Annotated in this window: 13 protein-coding genes; 5 read left to right on the top strand and 8 right to left on the bottom strand. The window is 73.3% G+C overall.

Translation table 11 applies throughout. From position 1 onward, the window contains the following. Window positions 1-12: 12 nt before the first annotated feature. Together ABT170_RS19270 and ABT170_RS19265 are read right to left on the bottom strand one after the other, a co-directional pair. Window positions 13-1,257 (bottom strand): serine/threonine-protein kinase, encoded by a 1,245-nt coding sequence (locus ABT170_RS19270; protein ID WP_351868820.1) that lies wholly within the window; start codon window positions 1,255-1,257, stop codon window positions 13-15. Window positions 1,258-1,403: 146 nt separating this feature from the next. Next, window positions 1,404-3,086 carry a serine/threonine-protein kinase gene (locus ABT170_RS19265; RefSeq protein ID WP_351868817.1) on the bottom strand — a complete coding sequence of 561 codons (1,683 nt, stop codon included), beginning with the start codon at window positions 3,084-3,086 and terminating at the stop codon, window positions 1,404-1,406. 511 nt (window positions 3,087-3,597) lie between these two features. Between ABT170_RS19265 and ABT170_RS19260 the strand changes: the two genes are divergently transcribed. The 5 genes from ABT170_RS19260 to ABT170_RS19240 all read left to right on the top strand — a co-directional run bounded on the left by ABT170_RS19260 (window position 3,598) and on the right by ABT170_RS19240 (window position 13,501). Further along, on the top strand, window positions 3,598-7,197 hold the full coding sequence (locus ABT170_RS19260; RefSeq protein WP_351868814.1) for an FHA domain-containing protein: 3,600 nt from the start codon (window positions 3,598-3,600) through the stop codon (window positions 7,195-7,197). Between the two features lie 182 nt (window positions 7,198-7,379). Beyond that, on the top strand, window positions 7,380-8,744 hold the full coding sequence (locus ABT170_RS19255) for an ABC transporter substrate-binding protein (protein WP_329944183.1): 1,365 nt from the start codon (window positions 7,380-7,382) through the stop codon (window positions 8,742-8,744). A gap of 4 nt (window positions 8,745-8,748) precedes the next feature. Beyond that, a complete protein-coding gene (locus ABT170_RS19250) occupies window positions 8,749-10,119 on the top strand; it encodes a carbohydrate ABC transporter permease (RefSeq protein ID WP_351868810.1) in 1,371 nt (456 codons plus the stop codon). A gap of 100 nt (window positions 10,120-10,219) precedes the next feature. Beyond that, window positions 10,220-11,101: a carbohydrate ABC transporter permease gene (locus tag ABT170_RS19245; RefSeq protein WP_329944181.1), complete on the top strand. Its 882-nt coding sequence runs from the start codon at window positions 10,220-10,222 to the stop codon at window positions 11,099-11,101. 162 nt (window positions 11,102-11,263) lie between these two features. After that, entirely contained in the window at window positions 11,264-13,501 is a 2,238-nt protein-coding gene (locus ABT170_RS19240) for a bifunctional glycosyltransferase/CDP-glycerol:glycerophosphate glycerophosphotransferase (protein ID WP_329944180.1), read from the top strand. A 111-nt stretch (window positions 13,502-13,612) separates the two neighbouring features. Here the strand turns inward: ABT170_RS19240 and ABT170_RS19235 are convergent, their stop codons facing one another. From ABT170_RS19235 to ABT170_RS19210, 6 genes are all read right to left on the bottom strand, one after another. Next, on the bottom strand, window positions 13,613-14,755 hold the full coding sequence (locus ABT170_RS19235) for a glycosyltransferase (protein ID WP_351868806.1): 1,143 nt from the start codon (window positions 14,753-14,755) through the stop codon (window positions 13,613-13,615). After that, window positions 14,752-17,601, bottom strand: coding sequence for a bifunctional glycosyltransferase/CDP-glycerol:glycerophosphate glycerophosphotransferase (locus tag ABT170_RS19230; RefSeq protein WP_351868803.1), 2,850 nt, complete (start codon window positions 17,599-17,601; stop codon window positions 14,752-14,754). Before ABT170_RS19230 ends, ABT170_RS19235 begins: the two co-directional genes overlap by 4 nt. Continuing rightward, window positions 17,598-21,092: a bifunctional glycosyltransferase/CDP-glycerol:glycerophosphate glycerophosphotransferase gene (locus ABT170_RS19225; protein ID WP_351868800.1), complete on the bottom strand. Its 3,495-nt coding sequence runs from the start codon at window positions 21,090-21,092 to the stop codon at window positions 17,598-17,600. The genes ABT170_RS19230 and ABT170_RS19225 overlap by 4 nt, the downstream gene beginning before the upstream one ends. A gap of 285 nt (window positions 21,093-21,377) precedes the next feature. After that, window positions 21,378-22,250 carry a TylF/MycF/NovP-related O-methyltransferase gene (locus ABT170_RS19220; RefSeq protein ID WP_443034318.1) on the bottom strand — a complete coding sequence of 291 codons (873 nt, stop codon included), beginning with the start codon at window positions 22,248-22,250 and terminating at the stop codon, window positions 21,378-21,380. A gap of 80 nt (window positions 22,251-22,330) precedes the next feature. Then, the gene (locus tag ABT170_RS19215; RefSeq protein WP_329944175.1) at window positions 22,331-23,119 is read right to left on the bottom strand and encodes a methyltransferase domain-containing protein; all 789 of its coding nucleotides are present in this window, start codon (window positions 23,117-23,119) and stop codon (window positions 22,331-22,333) included. A 261-nt stretch (window positions 23,120-23,380) separates the two neighbouring features. After that, the gene (locus ABT170_RS19210) at window positions 23,381-25,615 is read right to left on the bottom strand and encodes a bifunctional glycosyltransferase/CDP-glycerol:glycerophosphate glycerophosphotransferase (protein WP_351868797.1); all 2,235 of its coding nucleotides are present in this window, start codon (window positions 25,613-25,615) and stop codon (window positions 23,381-23,383) included. Window positions 25,616-25,651 lie beyond the last annotated feature (36 nt).

Below are 25,651 nucleotides of genomic sequence, written 5' to 3'. Positions count from 1 at the left end.
GGCCCGCGGCCCTCAGGGGGAGGCGGGAGCCGAGTTCCCCGAGTCCTGCGGGGTCGCGTCCGCGTCCTCGCCACCGGTCGCCAGCCAGCCGCCCACCGCGGCGGCGGCGCACAGGAGAACCGCCGCGGCACCCAGGGTGATGCGGCGCTTACGGACCGCCGCGGACTTGTTGCGGGCCGAGCCGGGTCGGGGGCGGCCGGGGGAGCGGGGGGCGCGGGCGGTGCCCAGGGGGCCGCCGGCCAGCTCGTCGGGGGCCGGGACGCGCATGCTCGTGTGGGTGTCGCGGTTGGAGTCCGGCGCGGAGCCGGGGACCAGCGGAACGGCGCCGCGGCGGCGGGGCTCCTCGGCCGGGGTGTACTGCTGCTCGTCGTACGCCGGGGGCTGCGGTTCGGCCTCGCCGGCGTCCGGCTCGTCCACGTCGAGCGGGGGTATCCCGGACAGCAGGGGAAGCAGCTCGCGCAGCCGCAGCGCCAGTTCCGAGGCGCGCAGCCGGGAGGCCGGGGCCTTGGCCAGGCACTGGACCAGGAGCTGCCAGAGCTCCTCGGGGATACCGGGGAGCGGGACGACGGTCTCGGTGACATGGCGGCGCAGGACCGCACCGGGGTGGCCGCCGCCGAAGGGCGTGAACCCGGCGAGCAGCTCGTACAGCACCGTCGCGAGCGCGTAGATGTCCACGGCGGCGCGCGGCGGGAGGCCCTCGACGATCTCGGGGGCCAGATAGTCCGGGGTTCCGATGATCTTGGTGGACTTGGTGCGGCCCGGGGTGTCGATCAGCTTCGCGACGCCGAAGTCGGTGAGCAGCGCGGGGTGCGAGCCGCCGGGGCCGAGCGGCCCCTCCATGTCGAGCAGGATGTTCTCCGGCTTGACGTCGCGGTGCACCACCCCGGCGGCGTGCGCGGCGGCGAGCCCGTCGGCGACGTCCGCGATGATCGCCACGGCGGCCTCGGGGGCGAGGCGGCGCTCGCGGTCCAGGCGGGTGCGCAGATCCGTTCCGCGTACGAGCGTCATGACCAGGGCCAGGTCGTTGCCGTCCACGACGAGGTCGCGGACGGAGACCACCTGGGGGTGGTCGAGTCCGAGCAGGGCGGTGCGCTCCTGCACGAAGCGGCCCACGAGCTCCTGGTCGGACGCGAGGTCCTCGCGGAGCAGCTTGATGGCGACGGGGCCCTCGGGCCCCTCGCCGAGCCACACCGTGCCGGCGCTGCCGCGCCCCAGGATCTGGTGGGCGGTGTACCGGCTGCCGATATTCCGTGCCAAGACTGCTCCCTCAGCGGCTGGCTCTGGACCCCCGGTCGACAAAGTTACGCGGCGTTCGGGGTGTCACGTGCCCTGGATGGCGCCAACCTTCACTTCTCCGGACCAAATAGGCCCGGAGAAGTCGACAAAGGTACAGAGTTGGCCGTTCAGACTCCGCTGCTGTTGCCGCTGTCGCCGAGTTCCGAGACCCAGCCGCTCACGGTGCTGATCGCGTCGCCGATCGCTTCCCAGTAGCCCTTGCCCTGGGCGACCCAGTCCTGGAGCGGCGTCAGCTCCCAGATGAGCCAGCCCGCGATGACCAGCAGCACCACGGTGAACAGGCAGCCCTTGAGGCAGCCGAGGCCCGGGATGCGCATCGGGTTGGCACTGCGCTGCCTCGGCTGGCGCGGGGCCGGCTGCTGGGGCGGCGCCTGGGGCTGCTGCTGCTGTGGGGGCGCGTACTGCTGTCGCTGAGGCTGCTGGGGCGGCTGAGGCTGCTGGTAGCGCTGGGGGTGCTGCTGCGGCGGGTACTGCTGGTGCTGAGGCCGCTGCTGGTGCTGCTGCGGCGGCTGCTGCCTCTGCGGTGGCTGCTGGGGCGGCTGCTGGCGCTGGGGCCGGCGGCGCAGCGGGTCCTGGCTCGGGTCGAGGTACTGGACCTGCGTCTGCTCGTTGCGGTCCCGGGCGGCCTGGAGCTGCGACTGCCAGGGGTGCGGGCCGTCGGGCTGCGGAGGGCCGTCGGGGCGCTGCGGAACGGGCGGCAGAACGGCGGTCGGGTCGGCCTGGCCGCCCGCACCCTGGCCGTATCCGCCCTGGCCGGGGGTCTGGCCCGGGGTCTGCTGCATGACGCTGGTCGGCGCCGCGGGGTCGTACGAGCCCGCATTGCCCGGCAGCATCTGGGTGGGGTCGGCCGCCCCCGGGGTCTCCGGGACCGCGGCGGGCGCCGGGTCGGGAGCCAGCAGGGCGCCCACGCCGTCGGCGGCGGCGATCTGGGCCGAGTTCGCGTGCACGCCGATGCCCGCGGCGACGGTACGCAGCCCGCGGGCGAGGTTCTCGGCGCTGGGCCGCCGGCCGGGGTCCTTGCTCAGGCAGCGCTCTATGACCGTCCACAGGGGCGCGGGGACGGTGCTGGGGCGGCGGGGCTCCTCGCTGAGGTGCCGGTGCAGGACTTCGAGAGCGGTGCCCCCGGCGAACGGCGGGCGTCCGGTCACCAGCTCGTACAGCAGGATGCCCGCGCCGTAGATGTCCACCGCGGAGGTCTGCGGGCGGCCCTCGGCGGACTCGGGCGCGACATAGGCGGGGGTGCCGACGAACTCGTGGGTCCGGGTCAGCCCCGGGGAGTCGGCGAGGCGCGCGATGCCGAAGTCGGTGAGCATCGGGTGCATCTGGCCGTCGCGCTCGTCGAGCAGCACGTTGGCGGGCTTGAGGTCGCGGTGGACGACACCGTCCGCGTGGCTGGCGGCGAGCGCGTCCGCGATCTGGGCGGTGAGCAGGGCGGCGGCGACCGGGGTCAGCGGGCCGTTCTCGCGCAGGTAGCGGTGCAGGTCGGGACCGTCGATCAGGTCCATCACCAGGGCGAGGAGATCGCCCTCGACGACCAGGTCCCGGGTGCGCACGATGTTCTCGTGGGTGAGCCGCAGCAGCACGGAGCGCTCCCGCAGGAACCGCATCACGACATCGGCGTCGTTGGCGAGCTCCTCCTTGAGGACCTTGATCGCCACAGTCTCGCCGGGTTCGCCGGCGACGGCCGCCTCGGCGCCCGCGGTCTCCCGCTGGCGGGCTCGCCAGACGGTGCCCGTGGCGCCGCGTCCGAGCGGCTCCTCGAGCAGGTACTTGCTGCCTACCGGCCGCACGTCATGCGCTCCCTGCTGATCGTGGTGCTTGCGGTCCCCCGGGCCCGCCCGGATGTTCCGGCCCACTCTAGTGCCGCTGAACGGGCCACCGGTCGGTCGTCTTCCGGTCTTGTTCCGCCATGTCGCGACGGACGCCGGGGCGGGTGTCACGCGGGATTCCCACCGTGTCCGGAGGAAGACGCACACACCGGACAGAAGGTTGCCGACGGTTGCCGAACAACCGTTCTCCGCCTTCGCCCGATGCGAGGCGGACGATGCCCCCGAACGGCTCGAACCAGACCCAAGCAGGCGTTTTTACGACCACACTCGGCCATTCAAGATCATTTGAAGGTGGCCCCCGGGCGTGTTGTCAGTGGCAGGTGCGAGGATGCCTTCCAGCACGGAACCCTGGGGTCGGGAACCTCGCGGTCCGTGACGACCTGAACCGGACGACGCGTCCGTGCCGGGTGGGGGGACATCACAGGGCGTTTCCCCTGCCGGGCACCCCGCGCAGAAGGGACCGCTGACGGCGATGCAGATCCGGCTGACCGTCCTCGCGCCGCGCAGCGGCCAGACCCCGGCACGCGCCTGCGACGTGCTCGTCACCGCCCCCGCCGGGACGGCGCTCGCCGCCGTCGCCTCCGGCCTGGCCGCGGCCGTCTCGGGGCCCGAGGGCTCCCTGGGCGGTGGAGCGGTGGTGCTGTTCGCCGGACGCGAGCGGCTCGACGCGCAGCGCATCGCCCTCGGCGATCCGCCCCTCGTGGACGGCGCGGTGCTCTCCCTCCAGGTGCCCGGCGAGGACGAGGCGGCGGACGCCACCGTTCCGGCGCAGCTGCATGTGGTCGCCGGGCCCGACGCGGGCGGCGTCCATCTGCTGCACGGCGGGCAGATCCTGATCGGCCGCTCCGCCGACGCCGACGTCCCGCTCGACGACCCGGACGTGTCCCGGCTGCACTGCACGGTGACGGTCTCCGAGGACGGCCGGGTCGCGGTCGCCGACCCCGGTTCGACGAACGGCACCTCACTGGACGGTACGGAGGTCCGCGAGCGCCCCGTTCCGCTGCTTCCCGGCGCGTTGCTGCGGCTCGGCGAATCGACGCTCCGGCTCACCGCGGGCTCCCGCACCGCCGCTCTGCCGACCGCACCGGACGGCGAGGGACATCTGCGGGTGACCCGGGCGGAGTCCGCCGCGCCGGAGACCGGCTCCGCCGTCGGGGCCGGCGGTTTCACGGGCGGCCACGGCGAGGAGGACCCGGACGGCTCCGGGCACGCGTACGGCCGGGCCCCCTCCCAGGGGGACCCCGGGAGCGCGGGGCACGACACCCACTGGCCGGACCCGGAGCGGGAGGGCGCGGAGGGACCGGACGGGCCCCGGCGGCAGCACTCCACGCACGCCCGCGGCGCCCGGTACGAAGAGAGCGAGGCGCCCCGGCGCGGCGGCATAGGCGCCTGGGCACGGCGGCTCACGGGCGGCAGGGGCGAACCGGCGCAGGAGCCGGGCGCGGGCGGCGCGGACCGGCGGGCGGCGGCCCCGGATGCCGTGCGCCCCTCGTACGGCTCGCACTCCGCGTCCCCCTCCTCCCCGTCCGCCTCCTTCCCGGGCTCGTCCTCCCCTTCTCCCTCTTCCTCCTTCGGCGTGCCCTCCGCCCCCGAGGGGACCTGGCCGGACCCGGCGGCCGTGCTGCTGACCGCGCTCGGGCCCGGCCCCCGTCTGTGGGAGCGCTCCGCCTCGCATCCGGAAGCGCTGGTGGTGCGGCTGGGGACGACCGACCGGGCCGAGCTGCCCGCCGTTCCGGTGACCGTGGGGCTGCGGGAGGCCGGTTCGCTCGGCCTGGCCGGGCCGCGCGCCCGGCTGCTGGGGCTGGCCCGCTCGACGGTGGCGCAGCTCGCCGCGCTGCACTCCCCGTTCGACCTGGAGATCGTGCTGATCAGCACGGACCGGGGCCGCTCGGCGGAGGAGCGGCGGCGGGACTGGGCCTGGCTGGGGTGGCTGCCGCATCTGCGCCCCGCACACGGCCAGGACTGCCGGCTCCTTCTCGCGTACGACCGTGAGCAGGCCATGGCCCGTACGGCGGAGCTGGTCCGCCGGCTGGACGAGGGCCCGCTCGGCCCCGGCTGGCCCAGCGTGGACCGGTCCGCGGTCGCCGATGCCGCCCGCGCCCATACGGGGCCGCACACGGTGGTGATCGTCGACGGCGACCCCGGTTCCTCGGCGCTGCGCGAGACCACGGCCCGGCTGGCCGGCGCGGGGGCGGCGGCCGGGATCCATCTGATCGCTCTGGCCGAGACCCCGGCCGCGTCACCCACCTCACCCGTCGCCGCGACCTACGAGGCCGCGTGCCAGGCCTCGATCGCCTTCCGCGAGTGCGGGGCGGTCGCCATGCTGAGCGGTGATGTGGCGACGGCACTGCGGTTGCTGCGCACCGCGGGCGGGCAGGCCGCGGGCCATGGCACCGTCGCCACGGTGGACGCGGTGTCGGCCGCCTGGGCCGAGCGGTTCGGGCGGGCCCTGGCGCCGCTGCGCGACGAGGGCTCGGCCGCGCTGCCGGGCCGGCCGACGGCCGCGGCGCTGCCGCCCTCCGCCCGCTTGCTGGACGAGCTGGGCCTGGCCCGCGCCACCCCGGCGTCGCTGATGGCGCGCTGGGCCTCCACGGCGGAGGACCAGCCGGGCGCCACGGTCCGGCCCGCCGCCGCGCAGGCCCCGCCCAGGTCGGACCTGGAGACCCCCGGCTCGGGCCGCACCCTCAGCACGGGCCCCCGCGTGGGCGCCCAGCGCACGGGCTCCGACCCGTACCACCGCCCCCAGGAACGGGACTCCGGACGCACCCCGTACCCCGCCGCGGACACCCGGGACTCCGGACGCACCCCGTACCCCACCGCGGACACCCGGGACTCCGGACGCACCCCGTATCCCCCCGCGGACACCCGGGACTCCGGACGCACCCCGTATCCCGGCAGCGCGTCGGACCACACCCCGTACTTCGGCACCGCGGGCCGGGGATCGGAACGCACCCCCCACCCCGGTGCCGCCGTGCCCCGGACCGCGTCCCGGGCCGCCCCACAGGCGGCGTCGGGTGCCGCCGTCCACGCCGGGCGTCCGGTGCTGGTGCTCGGGGCCGGGCCCCGGGGACCCCTCAGCGTCGATCTCGCCGACGAAGGACCGCACCTCCTGATCGAGGGACCGGCGGGCAGCGGGCGCACCGAGCTGCTGCGCGCCGTCGCCGCCTCCCTCGCCTCCGCCGCCCGGCCCGACCGGCTCGGCATTCTGCTGGTCGACGGGGCGGCGGGTGAGCACGGCGAGCGTGGCGAAGGCCTGCGCCCCTGCACGGAACTGCCGCATGTCTTCACGCACTTGATGGCCTCCGACCCGGTCCGGATGCGCGGGTTCGCGCAGGCGCTGGGCGGCGAGCTGAAGCGGCGGGCGGAACTGCTCGGCACCCTGGACTTCGCCGAGTGGCACGCCCAGCACGAGGTCTCCCAGCGGCTCGTCGGCCAGCGTCCGGCGAGCGCCGCCGAGCAGCGCGGCGACCTGGACTCCCCGGCCAGCGGCACCCTGCGGCTGCGGCCCGCCGCCGCGCGGGCCATGGACCCGGGGCCCTCCCCGCTGCCCCGGCTGGTCGTCCTGGCCGACGACTTCGACGCCCTGGTCGCCCCGGCGCTCGGCAGCCCCGGCCGGCCGGCCGCGGGTTCCGTCGTACGGGCGCTGGAGGCCGTCGCCAGGGACGGCGGACGGCTCGGCGTCCATCTGGTCGCCACCTCCGCCCGCCCGGACCGCACCGAGGACACGGAGCTGGCCCGCGGGGCCCGGCTGCGGATCGTGCTGGACGCGCCCGTGCTGCCGCCCTCTCCGGACGAACCGGCGCCGGGGCGCGGCAGGTTGGGCCATCCGGACGGCCGGGTGACCCCGTTCCAGGGGGGCCGGGTCACCGGCCGCATTCCCCGTACGGCGACCCTGCGCCCCACCGTCGTACCGCTGGAGTGGGACCGGATGGGTGATCCGCCCACCCGCCGCCCCGTCCGCGAACTGGGCAACGGGCCCACGGACTTGGCTCTGCTCGCCAGCGCACTGGAGCGGGCGGCCCGTTCGGTGAACGCTGAACGACTCCCTCCGCTCGTCCCGTTCCCTTCCTGAGGATCAGGCGGAAACGTCCCTTCTCCTGCACTGATGTGACGTCACGAGCCCACAACGATAAGGAGGTTGAGCCCCCGGGCGGTATTGCGGCCCCCGTGTGCCCGGCGTAGGACTGAAGGCACGGACGACGTGGCCCGCGCACAGAGACGTGGCCGGGCACGTAGGAAAGAGACGGGGCAGGAATGCGCACAACCCTTCGGATACGTAGGGCCGCACTGGTGTTCACCGCGGTAGGCGCTCTCGCGCTGACCGGCTGCGGAGACGACAGCGGCGGAAAGGACAAGGCAGGTGACGGCTCCGGGAAGGGCAAGGAGAGCCCGTCGAGCGTCACGCTGCCGAAGCTGAACGGCGAGAAGATCTCGGTCGCCGCGGTCTGGACCGGACCGGAGCAGGCCAACTTCACCAAGGTGCTGGACGAGTTCGAGAAGCGTACGGGCGCGACGGTGACCTTCGTCCCGGCGCAGGACCCGATCGTGAACTTCCTCGGTACGAAGATCGCGGGGGGCCAGCCGCCGGACGTCGCGATGATCCCGCAGGTCGGAGCGGTCCAGCAGGCCGTGGCGAAGAAGTGGGCCAAGCCGGTGGGCGCCGAGGCCAAGGCCCAGCTCTCCAAGAACTACGCGAAGGTCTGGCAGGACCTCGGCGCGGTGGACGGCACCCAGTACGGCGTCTACTTCAAGGCCGCCAACAAGTCCCTGATCTGGTACAACACCAAGGCGTTCGAGAACGCGGGCGCGAGCGAGCCGAAGTCCTGGAAGGACTTCCTGGCCACCGCGGAGACCGTTTCCGCCTCCGGTGTCACCCCCGTCTCGGTGGGCGGCGCGGACGGCTGGACCCTCACCGACTGGTTCGAGAACGTCTACCTCTCCCAGGCGGGCCCGGAGAAGTACGACCAGCTCGCCAAGCACGAGATCAAGTGGACGGACCCGTCCGTGAAGGACGCGCTCACCACGCTGGCCGAGCTCTTCGGCAAGCCGAACCTGATCGCGGGCGGCGCCGACGGCGCCCTCCAGACCGAGTTCCCGGCCTCCGTCACCCAGACGTTCACCGGTGGCGACCAGCCCAAGGGCGCCATGGTCTTCGAGGGCGACTTCGTCTCCATCAACATCGCGCAGACCAAGGCCGAGGTCGGTAAGGACGCCAAGGTGTTCCCGTTCCCGGCGGTCGGCGCGGACTCCCCCGTGGTGACCGGCGGCGACGCGGCCGTGGCCCTGAAGGACAGCAAGGGCGCGCAGGCGCTGCTGACCTGGCTGGCCTCGACGGACGCGGCGCGGATCTGGGCCGAGGCGGGCGGGTTCATCTCCCCGAACAAGGGCCTGGACGCCGCCGCGTACCCCAACGAGGTGCAGCGCAAGATGGCCGAGGCACTGATCGCGGCCGGTGACGACGTCCGCTTCGACATGTCCGACCAGGCCCCGCAGTCGTTCGGCGGGACGCCCGGGAAGGGCGAGTGGAAGATCCTCCAGGACTTCCTGAAGAACCCGAAGGACATCGCGGGGACCCAGGCGAAACTGGAGTCCGACGCGGCCAAGGCGTACAAGAGCTGACGCGGTGACCACAGCCACCGCGGGGGGCGCCGGAGCGGCGCCCCCCGCCGACAAGAGTCCGAACACCTCCCCCCACAAACCGCGCCGGAGCGTGACCGGTACCCGCAGGCTCCTGGCCGCGGCGTTCCTGCTCCCCGCGCTGGTGCTGCTCGGCGCGCTGGTGGTCTATCCCATCGTGTACTCCGTCTACCGGTCGTTCTTCGACCAGGCGGGCACCGGGTTCGCCGGTATCGACAACTACAAGGCGCTGTTCTCGGACGGCACCATCCGCACCGCGGTGAAGAACAACGCGATCTGGGTCGTGCTCGCCCCCACCGTCTCCACCGCCCTGGGTCTGATCTTCGCGGTGCTGACCGAGCGGATCCGCTGGGGCACGGCGTTCAAGCTGATCGTCTTCATGCCGATGGCGATCTCGATGCTGGCCGCGGGCATCATCTTCCGGCTGGTCTACGACCAGGCCCCGGAGCGCGGTGTCGCCAACGCCGTCTGGGTCGGCGTGCACGACACGTTCAACGAGTCGGCCGGCTTCCCCAAGGCGCATCCACTGCCCGTGCATCCGCTCAAGGCGGGTGACGCCGGGTCCTTCGTCACCAAGCAGACCGTACGGGCGGGCGATCCGGTGCTGCTGCCGCTGGTGGGCGTGGCCCCCGCGAAGATGCCCGGCGACGCGAAGCCCGCGAAGACCCCCGCGGCCTCCGGCGGGCAGATCACCGGAACCGCCTGGCTGGACTTCACCCGGGGCGGCGGCGGCAAGCCCAATGTCGTCGACCCCGAGGAGCTCGGCCTCAAGGGCATCAAGGTCGAGGCGGTCAAGGACGGCAAGGTGATCGCCTCCGCGACCGCCGGGGCGGACGGCGTGTTCACGCTGCCCGCGTCGGCCGACGGAGCCCAGCTCCGGCTCCCGGCCGACAACTTCAGGGAGCCGTACAACGGCGTCGACTGGCTCGGCCCGTCCCTGGTGACGCCCGGGATCATCGGCAGCTACGTATGGATGTGGGCCGGATTCGCCATGGTGCTGATCGCCGCGGGCCTGGCCGGGCTGCCGCGCGAACTCCTCGAAGCGGCCCGCGTGGACGGCGCCAACGAGTGGCAGGTGTTCCGCCGGATCACGGTCCCGATGCTCGCACCGGTCCTCGCGGTGGTGCTCGTCACGCTGATGATCAACGTCCTGAAGGTCTTCGACCTGGTCTTCATCATCGCGCCGGGCTCCTCCCAGGACGACGCGAACGTACTGGCGCTCCAGCTGTACCGGTCCTCGTTCGGCACGGACGCGGACCTGGGCATCGGCAGCGCCATCGCGGTGCTGCTGTTGCTGCTGGTCATCCCGGTGATGCTGTTCAACATCCGCCGGATACGGAAGGAGGGGCGCCGATGAACGGTCCGGCCGACCTGACACCGCCCCCCGGCCGGGGGTACGGGGGCTGTCCCCCGGACGAACACAGCAACATCCGCCGGACACGGAAGGAGGGGCGCCGATGAACGGGGCATCCACGGCCACGAAGAAGAAGCGGTCCCTCGGCGCGCGGCTGGCGACGCGGGCGGGCGGCGGCGTCATGCGGGTCTTCCTGCTGCTGGTCGCCCTGTTCTGGCTGATGCCGACGATCGGCCTGCTGCTCTCCTCGCTGCGCGGGGCGGACGACATCGCGGCGACCGGCTGGTGGAAGATCTTCACCGCGCCGTCCGAGCTGACCTTCGACAACTACCAGCGCCTGCTGGACAATTCGACGATCACCGACTCCCTGTTCAGCACGGTGATGATCACCGTGCCGTCCACCGTCCTGGTGGTGGTGATCGGCTCGCTCGCCGGATACGCCTTCGCCTGGATGGACTTCCCCGGCCGCGACTGGTGGTTCCTGCTGGTCGTCGGGCTGCTGGTGGTGCCCGTACAGGTCGCCCTGATCCCGGTGTCCGAGCTCTTCGGCACCATCGGGATCTTCGAGACGACCTTCGGCGTGATCCTGTTCCACACGGCCTTCGGCCTGCCGTTCGCGATCTTCCTCCTGCGCAACTTCTTCGCGGAGATCCCCCGCGAACTCCTGGAGGCGGCACGGCTCGACGGGGCGGGTGAGATCCGGCTCTTCACCCGGGTCGTGATGCCGCTGGGCGGTCCGGCGATCGCCTCGCTCGGGATCTTCCAGTTCCTGTGGGTGTGGAACGACATGCTGGTCGCGCTGATCTTCGCGGACTCCGATTCGCCGCCGATCACCGTCGCACTCCAGCAGCAGGTACGCCAGTTCGGCAACAACATCGATGTACTGGCGCCCGGCGCCTTCGTGTCGATGGTGATCCCGCTGGCCGTGTTCTTCGCCTTCCAGCGGCAGTTCGTCTCCGGCGTCATGGCGGGCGCCGTCAAGTAGCTCCGCACGCACGGCCGTACGTCAACCAGGAGCGGCCCGGTTCCCCGGAACCGGGCCGCTTCTCCGTGTTCTTTCCCCCGAATGCCACGTACGGCGTAACCCGGTCACTCCACCGGCCGTTTGCGGGCCACCCGCAGCCCGCGAACGACCCCTGGATGTGTAGTGCCCCGGTTCAGTGTCATCGTGCCCGCGTACCGGGTCCAGGCGTATCTGCACGAGTGCCTGGATTCCGTGCTGAGCCAGTCCTTCAAGGACTACGAGATCATCGTGGTCGACGACTGCTCGCCGGACAGCTGCGGCCCGATCGCCGACGAGTACGCCGGGCGGGACCACCGGGTCACCGCGCTCCATCTGCCCCGCAACATCGGACTGGGCCCCGCCCGCAACGCCGGCATCGCCCGCGCGAGCGGCGACTACCTGCTCTTCCTGGACGGCGACGACACCCTCGTACCGGAGTCCCTGCAGGCCGTCGCCGACCGGATCGACGCGACCGGCGGGCCCGATGTGCTGGTCTACGACTACGCGCGGGTGTACTGGTCGGGCGAGCGGGTGCGCAACGCGTACGCCGCCCCGCTCGACGAGAGCGGCCCCGCGTCCTTCCGGCTCACCGACCGGCCCGAGCTGCTCAAGGTCCTGATGGTGGTCTGGAACAAGGCGTACCGCCGCGAGTTCGTCGAGGCCGAGGGCTTCACCTTTCCGCCCGGCTACTACGAGGACACCCCCTGGACCTATCCGGTCCTGATGGCCGCCGGATCGATCGCCGTCCTGGACCGGGTCTGCGTCTCCTACCGGCAGCGCCGCCGCGGCAACATCCTCTCCACCACCAGCGAGAAGCACTTCGACGTCTTCGACCAGTACGACCGGGTCTTCGCGTTCATCGACGCCCGTCCCGAACTCGCCCCCTGGCGACCGGTGCTGTACCGGCGGATGCTCGACCACTTCTCCACCCTGTTCACCTCGCCCGGCAGGCTGCCGCGCCGCAGCCGCGCCGCGTTCTTCCGCCGCGCCCACGCGCACTGCGGCCGCTACCGCACCCCCGGCGCCCGTGTCCCGCGCCGCGCCCGGCTGCGGCACGGCCTGTTCCGCCTGGGCGCGCACCGCACCTACCGGACCCTGTGGAAGGCTCAGCTGCTGCGCGGCAGGGCGCGGCAGGGCGCGGCGGCCGTGTTCCGGGCGGTGCGCGGGGCCGTGCTCCAGCTGCACTACCGCGTCCAGCTGCGGCTGCCGGTCCGGCCCCTGGACGCGGTGTTCGCCGCCTACTGGCACCGCGGCTACGCCTGCAATCCGGCGGCCGTCGAGGCGAAGGCCCGCGAGCTGGTGCCGGGGCTGCGGACCGCGTGGATCTGCCGTCCCTCCGACGCCCACACCGTGCCGGCCGCCACCCGCCGGCTCGCCCCGGGCACCTTCGGCTACTGGACGGCGCTGGCGCGCTCCAAGTACCTGGTGAACAACGTCAACTTCGACCGGCGGCTCGTGAAGCGGCGCGGCCAGATCCTGGTGCAGACCCACCACGGGACCCCGCTGAAGACCATGGGCACCGATCTCCTGGACCGTCCGGCGGCCTCCCGTGACACGGACTTCGTGCAGCTGCTGCGCAACATCGACAAGTGGGACTTCTCCCTGTCGTCGAACCCGCACTCCACCCTGGTGTGGGAGCGGACCTATCCGTCCGCGTACACAACCCTGGAGTACGGCTATCCGCGCAACGACGTCTACCACCGCACCTCCGCCGCCCAGGTGGCCCGGCTGCGCGAGTCGCTGTCCATCCCCGCGGGCAGCACGGCGCTGCTGTACGCCCCGACGCACCGCGACTACCGGCGCACCGAGCAGAGCGCCCTCGATCTGGAGCGGTTCCTGAAGGTCCTCGGCCCGCGCTTCGTGATCCTGGCCCGCTCGCACTATCTGTACGGTCCCGCCCCGGCGGGCAGCCGTACGCCGCATCCGCGGATCATCGACGTCAGCGCCCATCCGTCGCTCGAAACGCTCGCCCTGGCCTCGGACGCGCTGATCACGGACTACTCGTCGCTGATGTTCGACTACGCCAACCTGGACCGTCCCATCGTCGTGCACCTCGACAACAGCGAGGCGTACGAGGCGGCCCGCGGCACCTACTTCGACCTGGCGGCCTTCCCGCCCGGCATCGTCGCGCGCGGTCAGGACGAGCTGTTCGGCGTCTTCGCCGCGGACCACTGGCGCGGTGCCCGCTCCGCGCGGCTGCGGGCGGCGTTCCGGGCGAGGTTCTGTCCGTACGACGACGGGTACGCCGCCGAGCGGGTGGTGCGCCGGGTCTTCCTGGGCGAGAGCGGGGGGCTGCCGCTGCCGGTACCGGTCAAGGAGCGGCGGCCCACACGCCCGGCCGTGCCCGCGCAGGAGTCGGCCCGGCAGTACCTCAGCGGCTGACCGGGAAGCCCGCCGTCCGGACCTCCCGGCCCCCGCCGGGCCCCACCCCCGCCGGGGGCCCCACCCCCGCCCGGCCGCCGCTCACCGCGCGACGGCCCGGCCGCGCGGGCCTCACCGCTCCAGGAACGCGAACAGTTCCTCCCAGCGCCGGAGGATCTCCGTCTCGGAGAACCGCTGCACATTGACCCGCGCCCGGTTCCCCATCGCGTCCCGCAGCCGGGGGTTCCCGGTCAGCCGCAGCAGCCGGTCGGCGAGTTCGCCGCTGTCCCCGGCGGGGGCGAGCAGCCCGTCCTCCCCGTCCTTGACGATCTCGCGCACCCCGGGCGCGCAGTCGAACGCGGCACACGGCACCGCGCTCGCCATGGCCTCCAGCAGTGCCAGCGGGAAGCCCTCGCCGCGCGAGGACTGCACGAACACGGAGGCGTCGGCGAGAGCGCCCTCCACATCGTCCGTACGGCCCATCCAGTGCACGGAACCGTCCAGTCCCAGCGCGGAGCACCGCGCCCTCAGCTCCGCCTCGTCCTCGCCCGCGCCGTAGATCCGCAGCCGCCAGCCGGGGCGTTGCGGGGCGACCAGCGCCCAGGTGTCCAGGAGCATGTCGATGCCCTTCTGGTCACAGAGCCTGCCGATGCTCGCCACGGTCCGTTCGCTGCGCGGTGAGGGCACTTCGGGCAGCCGGGCCAGGGCGTTGGGCATGAATCCGACGTTGTTCATGCCGTCGCCCGCCCAGATGTCGGCGTCCTCCTCGGTGAGGACGAGCCAGTGGTCGAGGTCGCTGTAGTGGTTCTTGATCCAGCGGTAGCGGTGGCTCGCGCGGGAGTAGTCGTAGGACTCGTGGCTCATCCCGATCACCCGCATCCCGGCGGTGTCGGCCTCACCGACCCATTCCATCGCCCACACCTGGGTGACGATCACCACGGCGCCGGGCCGCGCGGCGCGGAAGAGCTCCGAGAGCCGCCGCACCGCCTGCCGCTTCCGGGCCGCCCGCACCGCCTCCCGGCGCCGGGAGGGGATCCGGAAGCGGTCCCGGACGCCCTCGGGCGCCCAGGGGGTCGGCGGATGGGCCGGGTACAGGGCGGTGACGGGGTGGCCGGGCGGGTCGGGCAGGGCCATCGTCAGGTCGGAGGCGTGGATGCCGATGGCGTGCACCCGGTGGCCCTGCCGGGTCAGGAGCCGGGCCGTCTGGTGCATCCAGCCGGTGACTCCGCCGAGTTCGTCGGTGCTGTTGGAGACGATGAAGACATCGCGGTTCATCGGCCGGCCTCCCGGTGGCGGACGGTGTGCCGGGCGAACACGGTGCCGACGACCTGCCGGGCCGCGTCGCCCCGGTCGTATCCGCCGAACTCGGCGGCGAAGGCGGCGCGGGCCGGGCCGAATTCCGTGTCGGCCTCCTTCAGTTCCGCGAGCGCGGCGAACAGTTCCTCCTCCGTCCCGGCCACCGGACCCGGCGCCTTCTTCTTCAGGTCGAAGTAGCCGCCCCGGGTGGCCGTGTACGTATCGAGGTCGGGGGCGAACAGGACGATGGGCCGGTCGAGCAGCGCGAAGTCGAACATGATCGACGAGTAGTCGGTGATCAGTACGTCGGCGAGCGTGAGGAGTTCGCCGACGTCGTGATGGTGCGAGACGTCCAGGACGGTGCCGGGCGGGCAGGCGGGCAGCTTCGCCTCCTCCAGGTAGTGGGCGCGCACGAGCAGCGTGTACGCGTCGCCGAAGCGCTCGGCGAACCGCGCGATGTCCAGGGGCAGACGGCGCTTGCGGTACTTCCCGGGGCCGCCCCGGAAGGTGGGCGCGTACAGGACGGTCCTGCGGTGGTCGGGCAGTCCGAGGGCCTCGGCGAGCGGCCCGCGCGGCAGCCGGCCCTCCGCCTCGTCGCGCGCCCGTTCCGCGAACAGGACGTCGTTGCGCGGGTAGCCGGTCCGCAGCAGCCGCTCCTCGGGGAGCCGGTAGGCGTGGGCGAGGGTGCGCACATCGTGCTCGGAGCGGACGAGGAAGTGGTCGAAGCGGTGCACGGCCTCCTGGAGCCGGTGGCGCTGCGGGGCGTTCTGCATCCGCACCCGGGTCTCGTCGAAGCCCATGCGCTTGTACGCGGACCCGTGCCAGGTCTGGAGGTACGTGGTGCGGGCGGGCTTGCGCAGGTGCTGCGGGAAGCCCTGGTTGTCGACCCAGTACTCCGCGCGGGCCAGCGCCCACAGATACCGCCACGACCAGCGGCGCACGAGCCGCGCGTCACCGGGGAAACCCGTCGGGGAGTTCTCGTACGACCAGACGGGGCGCAGCCGCAGCCCCTGCCGGCGGATCTCCTCGTACACGGCGCGCGGGCTGTCGCCGTAGCACTTGCCCATGTGGCTCTCGAAGACGACGGAGCCCCTGCGCATCGGGAGACGGCAGAACCAGGTGTTGTAGACGGGGGCCTTGAACCCCCGGGAGCGGTAGCGTTCCAGCCGGGTGCGCAGGGCGCGCCGCAGGAGCCTGGCCCGGCGGGCGGGGCGGAAGTGGGTGGCGTAGTGGACCAGGCGCCGCGTCACCCGGGCGGGGCGTCGGTGGGCCAGGAGCCGGAGCGCCAGATGGTCCTTGACCGTGACATAGGGCTGCCAGGTCTCCCCGGCGAGCGGGCCCAGCCGGGGGCGGGCGCGGAACCGGAGCGGGCCGTCCCCACCCGCCCCGCCCTCCGTGAGGTCCCACGGCGCGAAGAGATCGCTGACGGACCGGGTACCGCCCGCCTCCACGGTCATCCGGGCGTCCCACACGGTGTCGCGCCGGCCGACCGGCCGCAGGACCCGGGTGAGGTCGGCCCGGGTCCGCCAGGCGATCCCGGTGGGCCCGCGCCGCAGTTCGTCCACCGGGAGGGTGAAGGCGCGGGTGCCGCCCCGGACCCGGAACTCCAGCCGGGCGGTGAGGGGCCGCGCGGGATCGGGGCCGGTGTGCGAGGGCAGGACGAGGTGCCCTTCGAGCAGCAGCCGGCCCGCGTCACCGGTGCAGCGGGTGAGCCGGTTCATCAGCCGGATCTCGCCGAACTCCCGGTACTGGTGCCCCAGTTCGCTGACGTCGACCCGGGTGGGCTCCTGTCCGTCCGCGCCCGGGATCTCCCAGTGCACCCGTCCGTCCTCACTCGCGGCGAGCGGGGCCGTGACGGTGCCGGGTCTGCTCAGCGCGTACGCCGCCGCCAGGAGCCCGTCCGCGTCGCCGCGCGCCAGCAGATGGACGGCGACCCGTTCGAGGGGCGGCAGGTCCGGGGGGACCGGGCCGCCGAGCGCGCGGGCGGCGGCCTCGGCGGCCGATGCCCGCTCGGCGGCCGGCAACCGCGGGAACGTCCGGACCAGCGGCACCAGATGGTCCCGTGCGAAGGCCCCCTCCCGCTCGGACCGCAGCCCGTGCAGGCCCTGCGCCACCAGCGCGTCCGCGGCCCTGCGGTGCGCCTCGGCCAGCGCGGCGATGTCCCGGCCCCGGTCGGGCACCGTGCGTCCGGACACGATCAGCCGGCGGACCAGGGCGATCCGGCCGACCGCGGCGGCGGCCACGGGCCCGAAGAGGATCTCGCTGTGACCGAGGTCCTCCGCGTACCGCAGGCCGTGCCGCTCCACGGCCTCGCGGCGCAGGCAGAACCCGGTCACCAGGGCGTCCCTGACCGCCAGTTCGGGCGCCTCGGTCCAGCGTCCGACGGTGCGCGAGCGCGCGTACAGCTGCTCCTGCCAGGGCGGCTCCTGCTCCTTGCCGCCCTCCGCGGTCACCCGGCTCCAGCGCCCGGCGACCAGATCGGCGCGGGTGCGCTCGCCGGCCTCCCACAGGTTGCGGCAGGCGTGCCGCTGGAGCTGTTCGCCGGTGCCGAGCACCAGGACGTAGCGGCCGGTGGCGGCGTCCAGACCGGCGTTGCGCAGCGCCGCGGTGGAACGTGCCTCCGGACCGGCGACGATCACCCGGACCCGGCCCGCGGCACCCCCGGCCAGCGCTCGGGCGGTGGCACGGGAGGCGGGGTCGCCCTGCGCGGCGAGGACCACGACGGCCTCTCCGGCGCGCAGGGACTGGCCGAGCACGGACTCCACGGAGGTGCGCAGCGCGGCCTCCCCGCCGCCCTCGGTGACCACACAGCTGAAGTCGCTCACGCGTGCTCCTCCTTGAGCATCAGATCGACGACCCGCGCCGCCGCGGTGCCGTCGTCGAGGTCGCAGAACGCCTCGCGGAACCGGGCGTACGCCCCCCGGTGGGCCGCCGTGGCGGTCTCGGGGTCGCGCAGGGCCGCGACGACACCGGCCGAGGTCGGGATCAGCGGGCCCGGCGCCCGGCTCTCGAAGTCGAAGCAGAAACCGCGCAGGGTGTCGCGGTAGTGCTCCAGGTCGTAGGTGTGGAAGAGCATCGGGCGGCCGGTGCGCGCGAAGTCGAACATCAGTGAGGAGTAGTCGGTGACCAGGCAGTCGCTGATCAGCAGCAGCTCCGCGACGTCCGGGTAGCGCGAGACATCGCGGACGAAGTCGCTCTGCGGGATGCTGCCGCCGACGAGGTAGTGGCGGCGCACCAGCAGGACATGGTCGTCGCCGAGCGCCTCCCGCGCCCGGCGCAGGTCGAGCTGGAGGTCGAGCCCGTACCGGCCGCCCTGCCGGGGGCGGTCCTCGCGCCAGGTGGGCGCGTACAGGATGACGCGCTTGTGGTCGGGGATCGCGAGACCTTCCCGTACGGCGGCGGCCACCTTCGCCCGGTCGGGGGCGTGCAGGAGGTCGTTGCGCGGGTAGCCGCACTCCAGGACCTCGCCGGTGTGGCCGAAGGCGCGGCGCAGGATGGGCGTGGAGAAGCTGTTCGGGGAGATCAGCACGCTCCACTGGGCCGCGCGCGCGGGCATCGACGCCATGTAGGCCGAATCGGCGTTCGGGGTGCCCGCGAGGTCGCGGCCGATCCGCTTGAGCGGGGTGCCGTGCCAGGTCTGGACGACGTACTGGCCCTCGGCCCGCTCGAACCACTCGGGCAGCTGCGTATTGGTGACGATCCAGCGGCTGCGGGCCAGGGCCTCGTGCCACTCGGCGCTGTGCAGGGCCACGGCACGGACCCCGGCGGGTACGGCGGTCTGCTGGTCGCGCACCACCCAGAGGTGTTCGATGCCGGGGTCGCGCCCGGCCAGCTCCTGGTGGATCGCCCGGGGCGAGTCGGAGTACTGGCGCCCGTCGAAGCTGGAGTACAGCACCGTGCGGAGCAGGCCCTCGCCCCCGGCGCGCAGTGCCGCGTACCGCTCGCGCTGGCGCCGCTGCCCGTACGCCCCGCGCTCGGTGACGGGCAGGGCGCTGCCGGACTCCAGGACGAGCCGGTCGTGGAAGCGCCGCTGGAGGGTGAAGCGCCGCCCGCCCGCCTCCCGGTGGAGCGGGAGGTCCGCGTGCAGCGGGGTCCGCAGCCGGAGCGGACGGTACTGCTCCGGGTCGCTCTCCCCCCGTTCGCGCAGGAAGAGGTGCCAGCGCCCCTCCGCGAGCGGCAGTGTGCCGCCCGGCCCCTCGACGGCGGCGGGCGCCAGCACGGCACGGAACGCGGCGGAGGCGGCCTGGGCACCCGTGGCACCGCCGTCCGCGGCGGCGGCGTCCGCCGCCGCACCGGTCACCACCGCGAGGGCGGCCTCCTCGTGGTGGCCGCCGTGCCGCAGGACCAGCTCGTGGGAGCGGCCGGGCGTCACCGGGTACTCGCCCGTGATGACGATCCCCCCGGTCCCGGTCCGGCCGAGCGAGGTGATGACGGGCTGCACGGTGCGGTCGGTGAGCACCAGGTCGCCGGACGGGTTGCCCGCCGCGTACAGCTCACGGCCGCCGGCCAGCGGATACCGTCCCGCCGCGCTGTCCGGCCGGACAGCGACCGTCAGCCTGCGCCCGCCGCCCACGAGCTGAACGCCCCAGGCGTCGTCGCAGCCGCGGAAGGCGCTGAGCGGGATGTCGGCGACGCGGCAGCCCGCGGATCCCCGCAGGGGGAACTCCCGGGTCTCCTTGGTGCGCCACTCCTGGATACGCAGCGCGACCGGCCCGTCGTCCACGAGGACCTTCACCTCCAGCCGCACCGCGCCGCCGGACGCGCTCTGCGCGGTGAGGAGCGCATCGACGCGCTCGGTCCGCAGCTCCAGCTTGTTGCCCGACAGGACGGGGACGATCCGGGTGCGCTCGTCGGTGTGCACGACGGCCGGCGGGGCGGGGTTGCCGAGCAGCCGCATGGGTCCGCGGCGCGGCCGTCCGCCGCCGAGGACGACGGACTCCAGCTTCCATGTGGTGCGGCCACCGCGGCCCGGCCCCCTGGCGGCGAGCCGGCGCGGGTCGACGACGGCCTCGAACCCGGACCGCTCGTAGCGGTGCAGCGAGCGCCCCGACCGGGCCGCGGCCTCGTCCGTGGGCAGGGACCGCACCCGCAGCGGGATCAGCCGTCGCCCCGACCGCAGCCAGCCGGTACCGGCCGACCTGCCCGGCGCGTTGCGGACGTACGCGTACCCGGTGAGGTGCAGCAGCCCGTCCCGCCACACGGCCTCGGTGAGATGGGCGTGCACCGGGAGGTCCGCACCGGCCAGCGCCGTGACGGCCGGCGGCAACGGCCCCTGGACGGCCGGGAACTGGGCGCGGGGCCGCAGCAGCCCCCGGACGTGGAAGGTGTCGCGGTCGGTCTTCTCGTCGGCGAGGAGGGCGAGCAGTTCCACCGTGCGGCGTTCGCGGATGAGCTGCCACTTGACCCGCAGATGGAGCGGCAGCCCGTCCAGGACGGCCGGTTCGACGGTGGCGGCGAAGGCGTTGGCGTGCGCGAGGAAGGCTTCGTGGAACTCGGTGTCGCCCTCGGGGAGCGCTTCGATGAAGAGCCACAGATCGCCGGAGAGAGCGTGCGCGTCGTACTTCCGCTTGGCGTCGGACAGGCCCCGCTCCGCGAGGAAGCGGCTGACGGTGGTCACGGCGGTGACCCGGTCGCGGATGCCCTTGGCCACCGCGCGCCGGCTGGTGATCGAGCCGTCCCGGTCCCGCCAGTGGTAGACGGGCTCCTCGACGACATCGACCGAACGGGCCAGGAAGTGGGCGGGCAGGACGACGGCGATGTCCTCGTACAGCACACCGGTGGGGAAGGCGAAGGCGTGCTCGTCCCAGAAGGACCTGCGGAACACCTTGTTGCAGGCGATCCGGTCGCCGAGCAGGATCCAGTCCCGGGTGACATGGGTGGCCGAACGGGCCTTCTCCATCGGACCGCGGAACATCGGGGACTGTTCGAGCGCCCCGTTCGCGCGCAGTCTGAGGACGTTGCCGGTGGCGAAGTCCGAGCCGGAGCGGCCGAGTTCGGCGGTCAGCCGCTCGTACGCGCCGGGCGGTACGACATCGTCGCTGTCGGCGAACGTCAGGTACTCCGCGTCCGGATGGGCCTCACGGACCCCCGCGTTACGGGCGGCGCCGAGCCCGGCGTTCTCCTGCCGGACGAGCCTGAAGCGCGGGTCGCGGTCGGCGAACTCCCCCGCGATCCGCGCGCTGTTGTCGGTGGAACCGTCGTCGACCATGACGACTTCCAGGTCCGCCATGGTCTGTCCGGCGAGCGAGGTCAGGCAGGCACCGAGATACTCCTCGACGTTGTGGAGGGGGACGACGACGGTGAGACGGGGTGCCATCGCTGTGCACGGTCCTTCCGGTCGGACGACATCAACTGGTCTACGGGGTAACAACCTTCGGCGCCGGGGCCGGTCACCCGATGGGAGCCATTCGAGTGACCGGTGACGCGGGCGAGCCCCGCACCGGGTACGGAACGGGGCTCGTGTCGGCGATTTCGACGGTTCCGGCGATACCGACGGACTCGACGGTCTCGACGGACTCCACGGTCTCTTCGGTCTCTTCGGTCTCGACGGACTTGACGCTTCCCGCGGTGACGCCTGCGGGAATCCGTCAGGTGCCGCCGCTCAGGGTTTGACGGCGATCCGGCCCTCGTCCATGCGCAGCAGCAACAGCCGCTCGCCGGTCTTCTCCAGGAACTCGTCGACGGCCTGCCGCGACCCCTGCCAGTACCCGTAGTCGTCGATCAGCAGCACTCCCCCGCTCACCAGCCGCGAGTAGAGGTGCTCCAGCTCGTGCCTGGTGGAGGCGTACCAGTCGGTGTCGAGACGCAGGATCGAGATCCGCTCCGGCGCGTTCGCCGGGAGGGTGTCCTCGACCCTGCCCCGCACATAGTGGATACGGCTCTTCGGGTACGGGACGGTCGCGAAGCCCGCCATGACGTCCTCCAGCGAGGCCACCGCCCAGATCGGCCGGTCCTTGCCCTGGGCGTCGAGCAGCTCCTGCGCCGACCTGCCGTCGCGCCGCAGGTCCTCCGCCGTGGGCGGGGTCATGCCCTCGTACGTGTCGAAGAGGTACAGCTCGCGCTCGGTCTCGCCGAGCGACAGCAGGGTCTTCGCACAGGCCTGCATGGAACCGCCGCGCCACACACCGCACTCGACGATGTCGCCGGGGATGTCGTGCCGGACGATGTGCCGGGTCGCCAGGATGAGGGCGTTGAGCCGCTCGGGGGACGTCATCGAGTACGGCTTGACCGCACGGATGATGTCCTTCGCCTCGTCGTCGTAGTCCGCCGGGAACTGCGCGACCGCCTTCGGCTTCGGCCTGGGCTTCGCCGCCGCCTCCGCCTTCGGCTCGGGGGCCGGCTCCGTCCGGGCTGCCACGACGGGTTCGGGGGCCGGTTCCGCCGGGGCGGTACGGGCGGCGGGCACCATCACGCGCCTGAGCTGATATCCGGTGAACTGCTGAAGGACGCCGTTGACGGCGTTGCGCCAAGCCATGCCCCCGGACAGTACGCGCGGTTTGCCGCACATGTCATCTTTCGTCAACCTGCCATTGATTCGCCCCTGTTGCCCCATGGTCAGGAACCGGCTTCGGTCCGCGCGGGAACGTCCCCGGGCTCCGTAGGCGCCGGTACGCCTTCGGGGGCCGCGGCCGGGGACTCCCCAAAAGCCCCGGCGGGGACCCCCTCGGGACGGCCGCACCGCTCGCGCCCCTCCAGGGTCCGGGGCAGCGGAACACCGTCGACCCCACCGACCCGGTTCGCCCACCAGACGGCCAGCTCCCGCACGGCGAACATGGTCAGCCGGGGGTAGCGCTGCGGCTTGCGGAAGACGCCGACGGAGTCGCCCCAGTAGGCGGCCTTCCCGTCGATCGCCCGGTAGTCGTGCCAGATGCCCCTGGTCGGCGGGAAGTCCGTGTACGCCTCGCGCAGTTCGAGCCGGGAGTGGGCGGCCAGGGCGCGGAATCCGTCGGGGTAGTAGCGCCAGCAGTCCTGGGCGTCGTGGACGTGTCCGCGCGAGGGGGCGGTGATGAAGGCGTGCCCGCCGGGCTTCAGGACCCGGGCGATCTCCAGCATCGTCGCCCAGAAGAACGGGATGTGCTCGAAGGCCTGCCCGGACAGCACGACATCGGCGCTGTTGGACTTGGCGGGGATGCGGTACGGCCTGGTCATCACGGCGTCGACGTTGGGCCCGTCGAGCACGTCGACCCCGAAGTAGTCGATGTCGTGCCCGGCGAGCAGCCCCTTGTGGGTGCGCTTCTGCCGCCCGGAGACGCGCGAGCCGAGGTCGACGACGCGATGCCTGGTCGACGTGGGCAGATACTCCCCGATGCAGAGTGCCATCTGCTCGTAGGCGGACCGGTGCATGGTCGTTCTCCCAACATTGCGGTGTGCGCGAGCTGTTGAGGACAACGACGGGGCCGGGCAGAGGGATCGCACCGACTGCGGACGCTGCGCCGTTCGAGTGGCGGCGCCCACTCACCGTGCCCGGCTCGGGCGTTCACCGGTGCCATGTGGCCTTCACCCGGTGCGGCTCGGGTTGTTCACCCGATGCGGCTCGGGCCTTCACCCGGTGCGGCTCGGGCCTTCACGTTCCGCTGGGGCCTTCGCCCCGTACCGCTCGGCCTTTCAGCCCGTTCCGAAGAACCGCCGCACCACGCGTTCCGCCGCGTGCCCGTCGTCGTACGGACAGAACCGCTCCCGGAACGCGGTGCGCAGGGCGTCCGTCCGGGGCGAGCACCACTCGCCCGACCGCACCACCTCCAGCAGCTCGTCCTGGGTCGCGGCGACGGCCCCCGGGGTGTCGCCGGGGAGCCCGGAGAGCAGGTCGAAGTACGTTCCGCGCGAGGCCCGGTAGGCCTCCCAGTCGGGGGCGTAGCAGATGAGCGGGCGGTCCAGGCAGGCGTAGTCGAACATCAGGGAGGAGTAGTCGGTGATCAACGCGTCGGCCGCCAGGCAGAGTTCCTCGACGCTCGGGTGGCCCGTGACGTCGATGGCGCGGCCGGACCCTTCGAGCCCGGCCGAACGCCCGTAGAAATAGTGGGCCCGCACCAGCACCACGTACTGGGGCCCCAGTTCACGGGTGAACCGGTCCAGGTCGAGCCGCGGGACGAAGCCCTTGCGGTAGTCGCGGTGGGTCGGGGCGTACAGCAGGGCGGTCTGACCGGGGGCGATGCCGAGGTCCGCGCGCAGCGTCGCGATCCGGTCCCGCGTCGCGGTGAAGAAGACGTCGTTGCGCGGATGGCCGAGGTTGAGGTGCTCGTACGAGGACGGGTAGACCCGGTCCCAGATCTCGGTGGTGTGCGGGTTGGCGGAGAGGCTGAAGTCCCACTGGTCGGCATGGGCGAGGATCCTCTCGAAACTGATGCCGTTGGTCAGGGCCGGGTAGCTCCGCTGGTCCAGGCCCATGGTCTTCAGCGGGGTCCCGTGGTGGGTCTGGAGGTAGCGCTGGCCGGGGCGTTTGGTGAAGCCGCCGGGGAAGCTGGAGTTGTTGATGAGATACGTCGCGGTGGCCATCGCCCGCCAGTAGGCGCGCGAGCCCTCGATGACGTACTCGATGCCCGGCGGGACCCGGTCGCGGTACCGGGAGGAGACCACCCACAGGCCGCGGATGTGCGGGGCGAGTTCGCGGGCCCCGGCGTGGATGGCGGCCGGGTTGCAGGCGACGCCCCGGTTCCAGTAGGCCCCGTACACGGCGAGGTCCGGGTCCAGCGGCCGGTGGAGGTCGGCACGGTAGGCGGCCCCCATGACCCGGGTGCGCAGCGCCTTCCTGCTCCGCACCGACGCCTCCCGCGTCCGGGCGCGGCCGGTCCGGGCGGCCTGCCGGGCCCGGTGGGCGGGGTATCCGCCCGGCAGCCCGGCGGCCCGGAAGAAGGCGGCCCGGTCGCCGGGCCGGATCCGGCCGGGGTCCGCCAGGACGGCCAGCAGATGCGTGGTGCGCAGGGGGTGGACGCGGGGGTCGTCGCCGGTCTCGGCGAGGAGGCGGGCGTAGGCGTCGATGACCGCGAAGTGCGCGCGGCCCGGTGTGGTGGCGAAGGTTCCGGCGCGGCGCAGGCGGTGGCGGACGCAGAGCCGGTCGAGCCGGTCGAGCGTGCCGGAGCCGGCGGCGAGCAGACGCGCGCGGTGGACGGGGACGACGTCCTCGTACGGGCCGTCGGGGAAGTGGAGCCGGTGGGCCGTCCAGAACGCGCGGCGGAAGAGCTGGGCGCCGGGGGCGGGCGCCTCGTCCGGCGGCCGGACCTCCCCCCACCAGTCGACACGGTCGTGGCCGAGGCACAGGACATCCGGCCCGTCCCCGTCCGGCCCGTCCCCGTCCGGCCCGTCCCCGTCCGGCCCGTCCCCGTCCGCCCGTTGCCCGTCCGCCCACTGCCCGTCCGCCCACTGCCCGTCCGCCCGTTGCCCGCCCGCTCGTTGCCCGTCCGCCCGTCGCGCGTCCAGCCGTTCCGCCATCGCCCCCAGCGCGCCCGGCAGCAACAGGTCCTCGGGGTCCAGGAAGAGGAGATACCGCCCCCGCGCCACGGCCGCCCCGGCGTTTCGGGCCGCACCGGTGCCGGTCGCGGAAGCGGACCTCGCACCGGCTCCGGACACCGGGCGTCCGTCCCCCCGGGGTTCGTCCCCGTGGGGACCGTCCCCCTGGTGTCCGTCCTCCCGGTTCCCGTCCGGCGGTGCCAGCACGCGCACCCGGGGATCGCGCCGCGCGTAGTCGGCGGCGATGGCCGCGCCGTCCGCCGAACCGTCATCGACGACGATCAGCTCCCACGCGCACGCCCCCGCATCCGCGACCGTCTGCCCGCACACGGAGTCCAGGGCCGCCCTCAGATATCCCTGGGAACGGTGAACGGCCACGACGACACTGAGCAGCATGGCAGCCGAGCGTAATCGCGCCCGCGCGCATGGCGG

It is taken from the genome of Streptomyces sp. NPDC001787, assembly GCF_040297465.1.
Lineage (GTDB): Bacteria > Actinomycetota > Actinomycetes > Streptomycetales > Streptomycetaceae > Streptomyces.
Note: the sequence above shows the minus strand (reverse complement) of the source record. Positions and strands in the feature narration are given on the sequence as shown.

What these genes read in the sequence shown, in the direction of transcription:
- ABT170_RS19225 (WP_351868800.1), bottom strand. Translation starts at nt 21,092, where the DNA reads ATGGCACCCCGTCTCACCGTCGTCGTCCCCCTCCACAACGTCGAGGAG.
- ABT170_RS19215 (WP_329944175.1), bottom strand. Translation starts at nt 23,119, where the DNA reads ATGCACCGGTCCGCCTACGAGCAGATGGCACTCTGCATCGGGGAGTAT.
- ABT170_RS19260 (WP_351868814.1), top strand. Translation starts at nt 3,598, where the DNA reads ATGCAGATCCGGCTGACCGTCCTCGCGCCGCGCAGCGGCCAGACCCCG.
- ABT170_RS19235 (WP_351868806.1), bottom strand. Translation starts at nt 14,755, where the DNA reads ATGAACCGCGATGTCTTCATCGTCTCCAACAGCACCGACGAACTCGGC.
- ABT170_RS19220 (WP_443034318.1), bottom strand. Translation starts at nt 22,250, where the DNA reads ATGGCTTGGCGCAACGCCGTCAACGGCGTCCTTCAGCAGTTCACCGGA.
- ABT170_RS19210 (WP_351868797.1), bottom strand. Translation starts at nt 25,615, where the DNA reads ATGCTGCTCAGTGTCGTCGTGGCCGTTCACCGTTCCCAGGGATATCTG.
- ABT170_RS19245 (WP_329944181.1), top strand. Translation starts at nt 10,220, where the DNA reads ATGAACGGGGCATCCACGGCCACGAAGAAGAAGCGGTCCCTCGGCGCG.
- ABT170_RS19255 (WP_329944183.1), top strand. Translation starts at nt 7,380, where the DNA reads ATGCGCACAACCCTTCGGATACGTAGGGCCGCACTGGTGTTCACCGCG.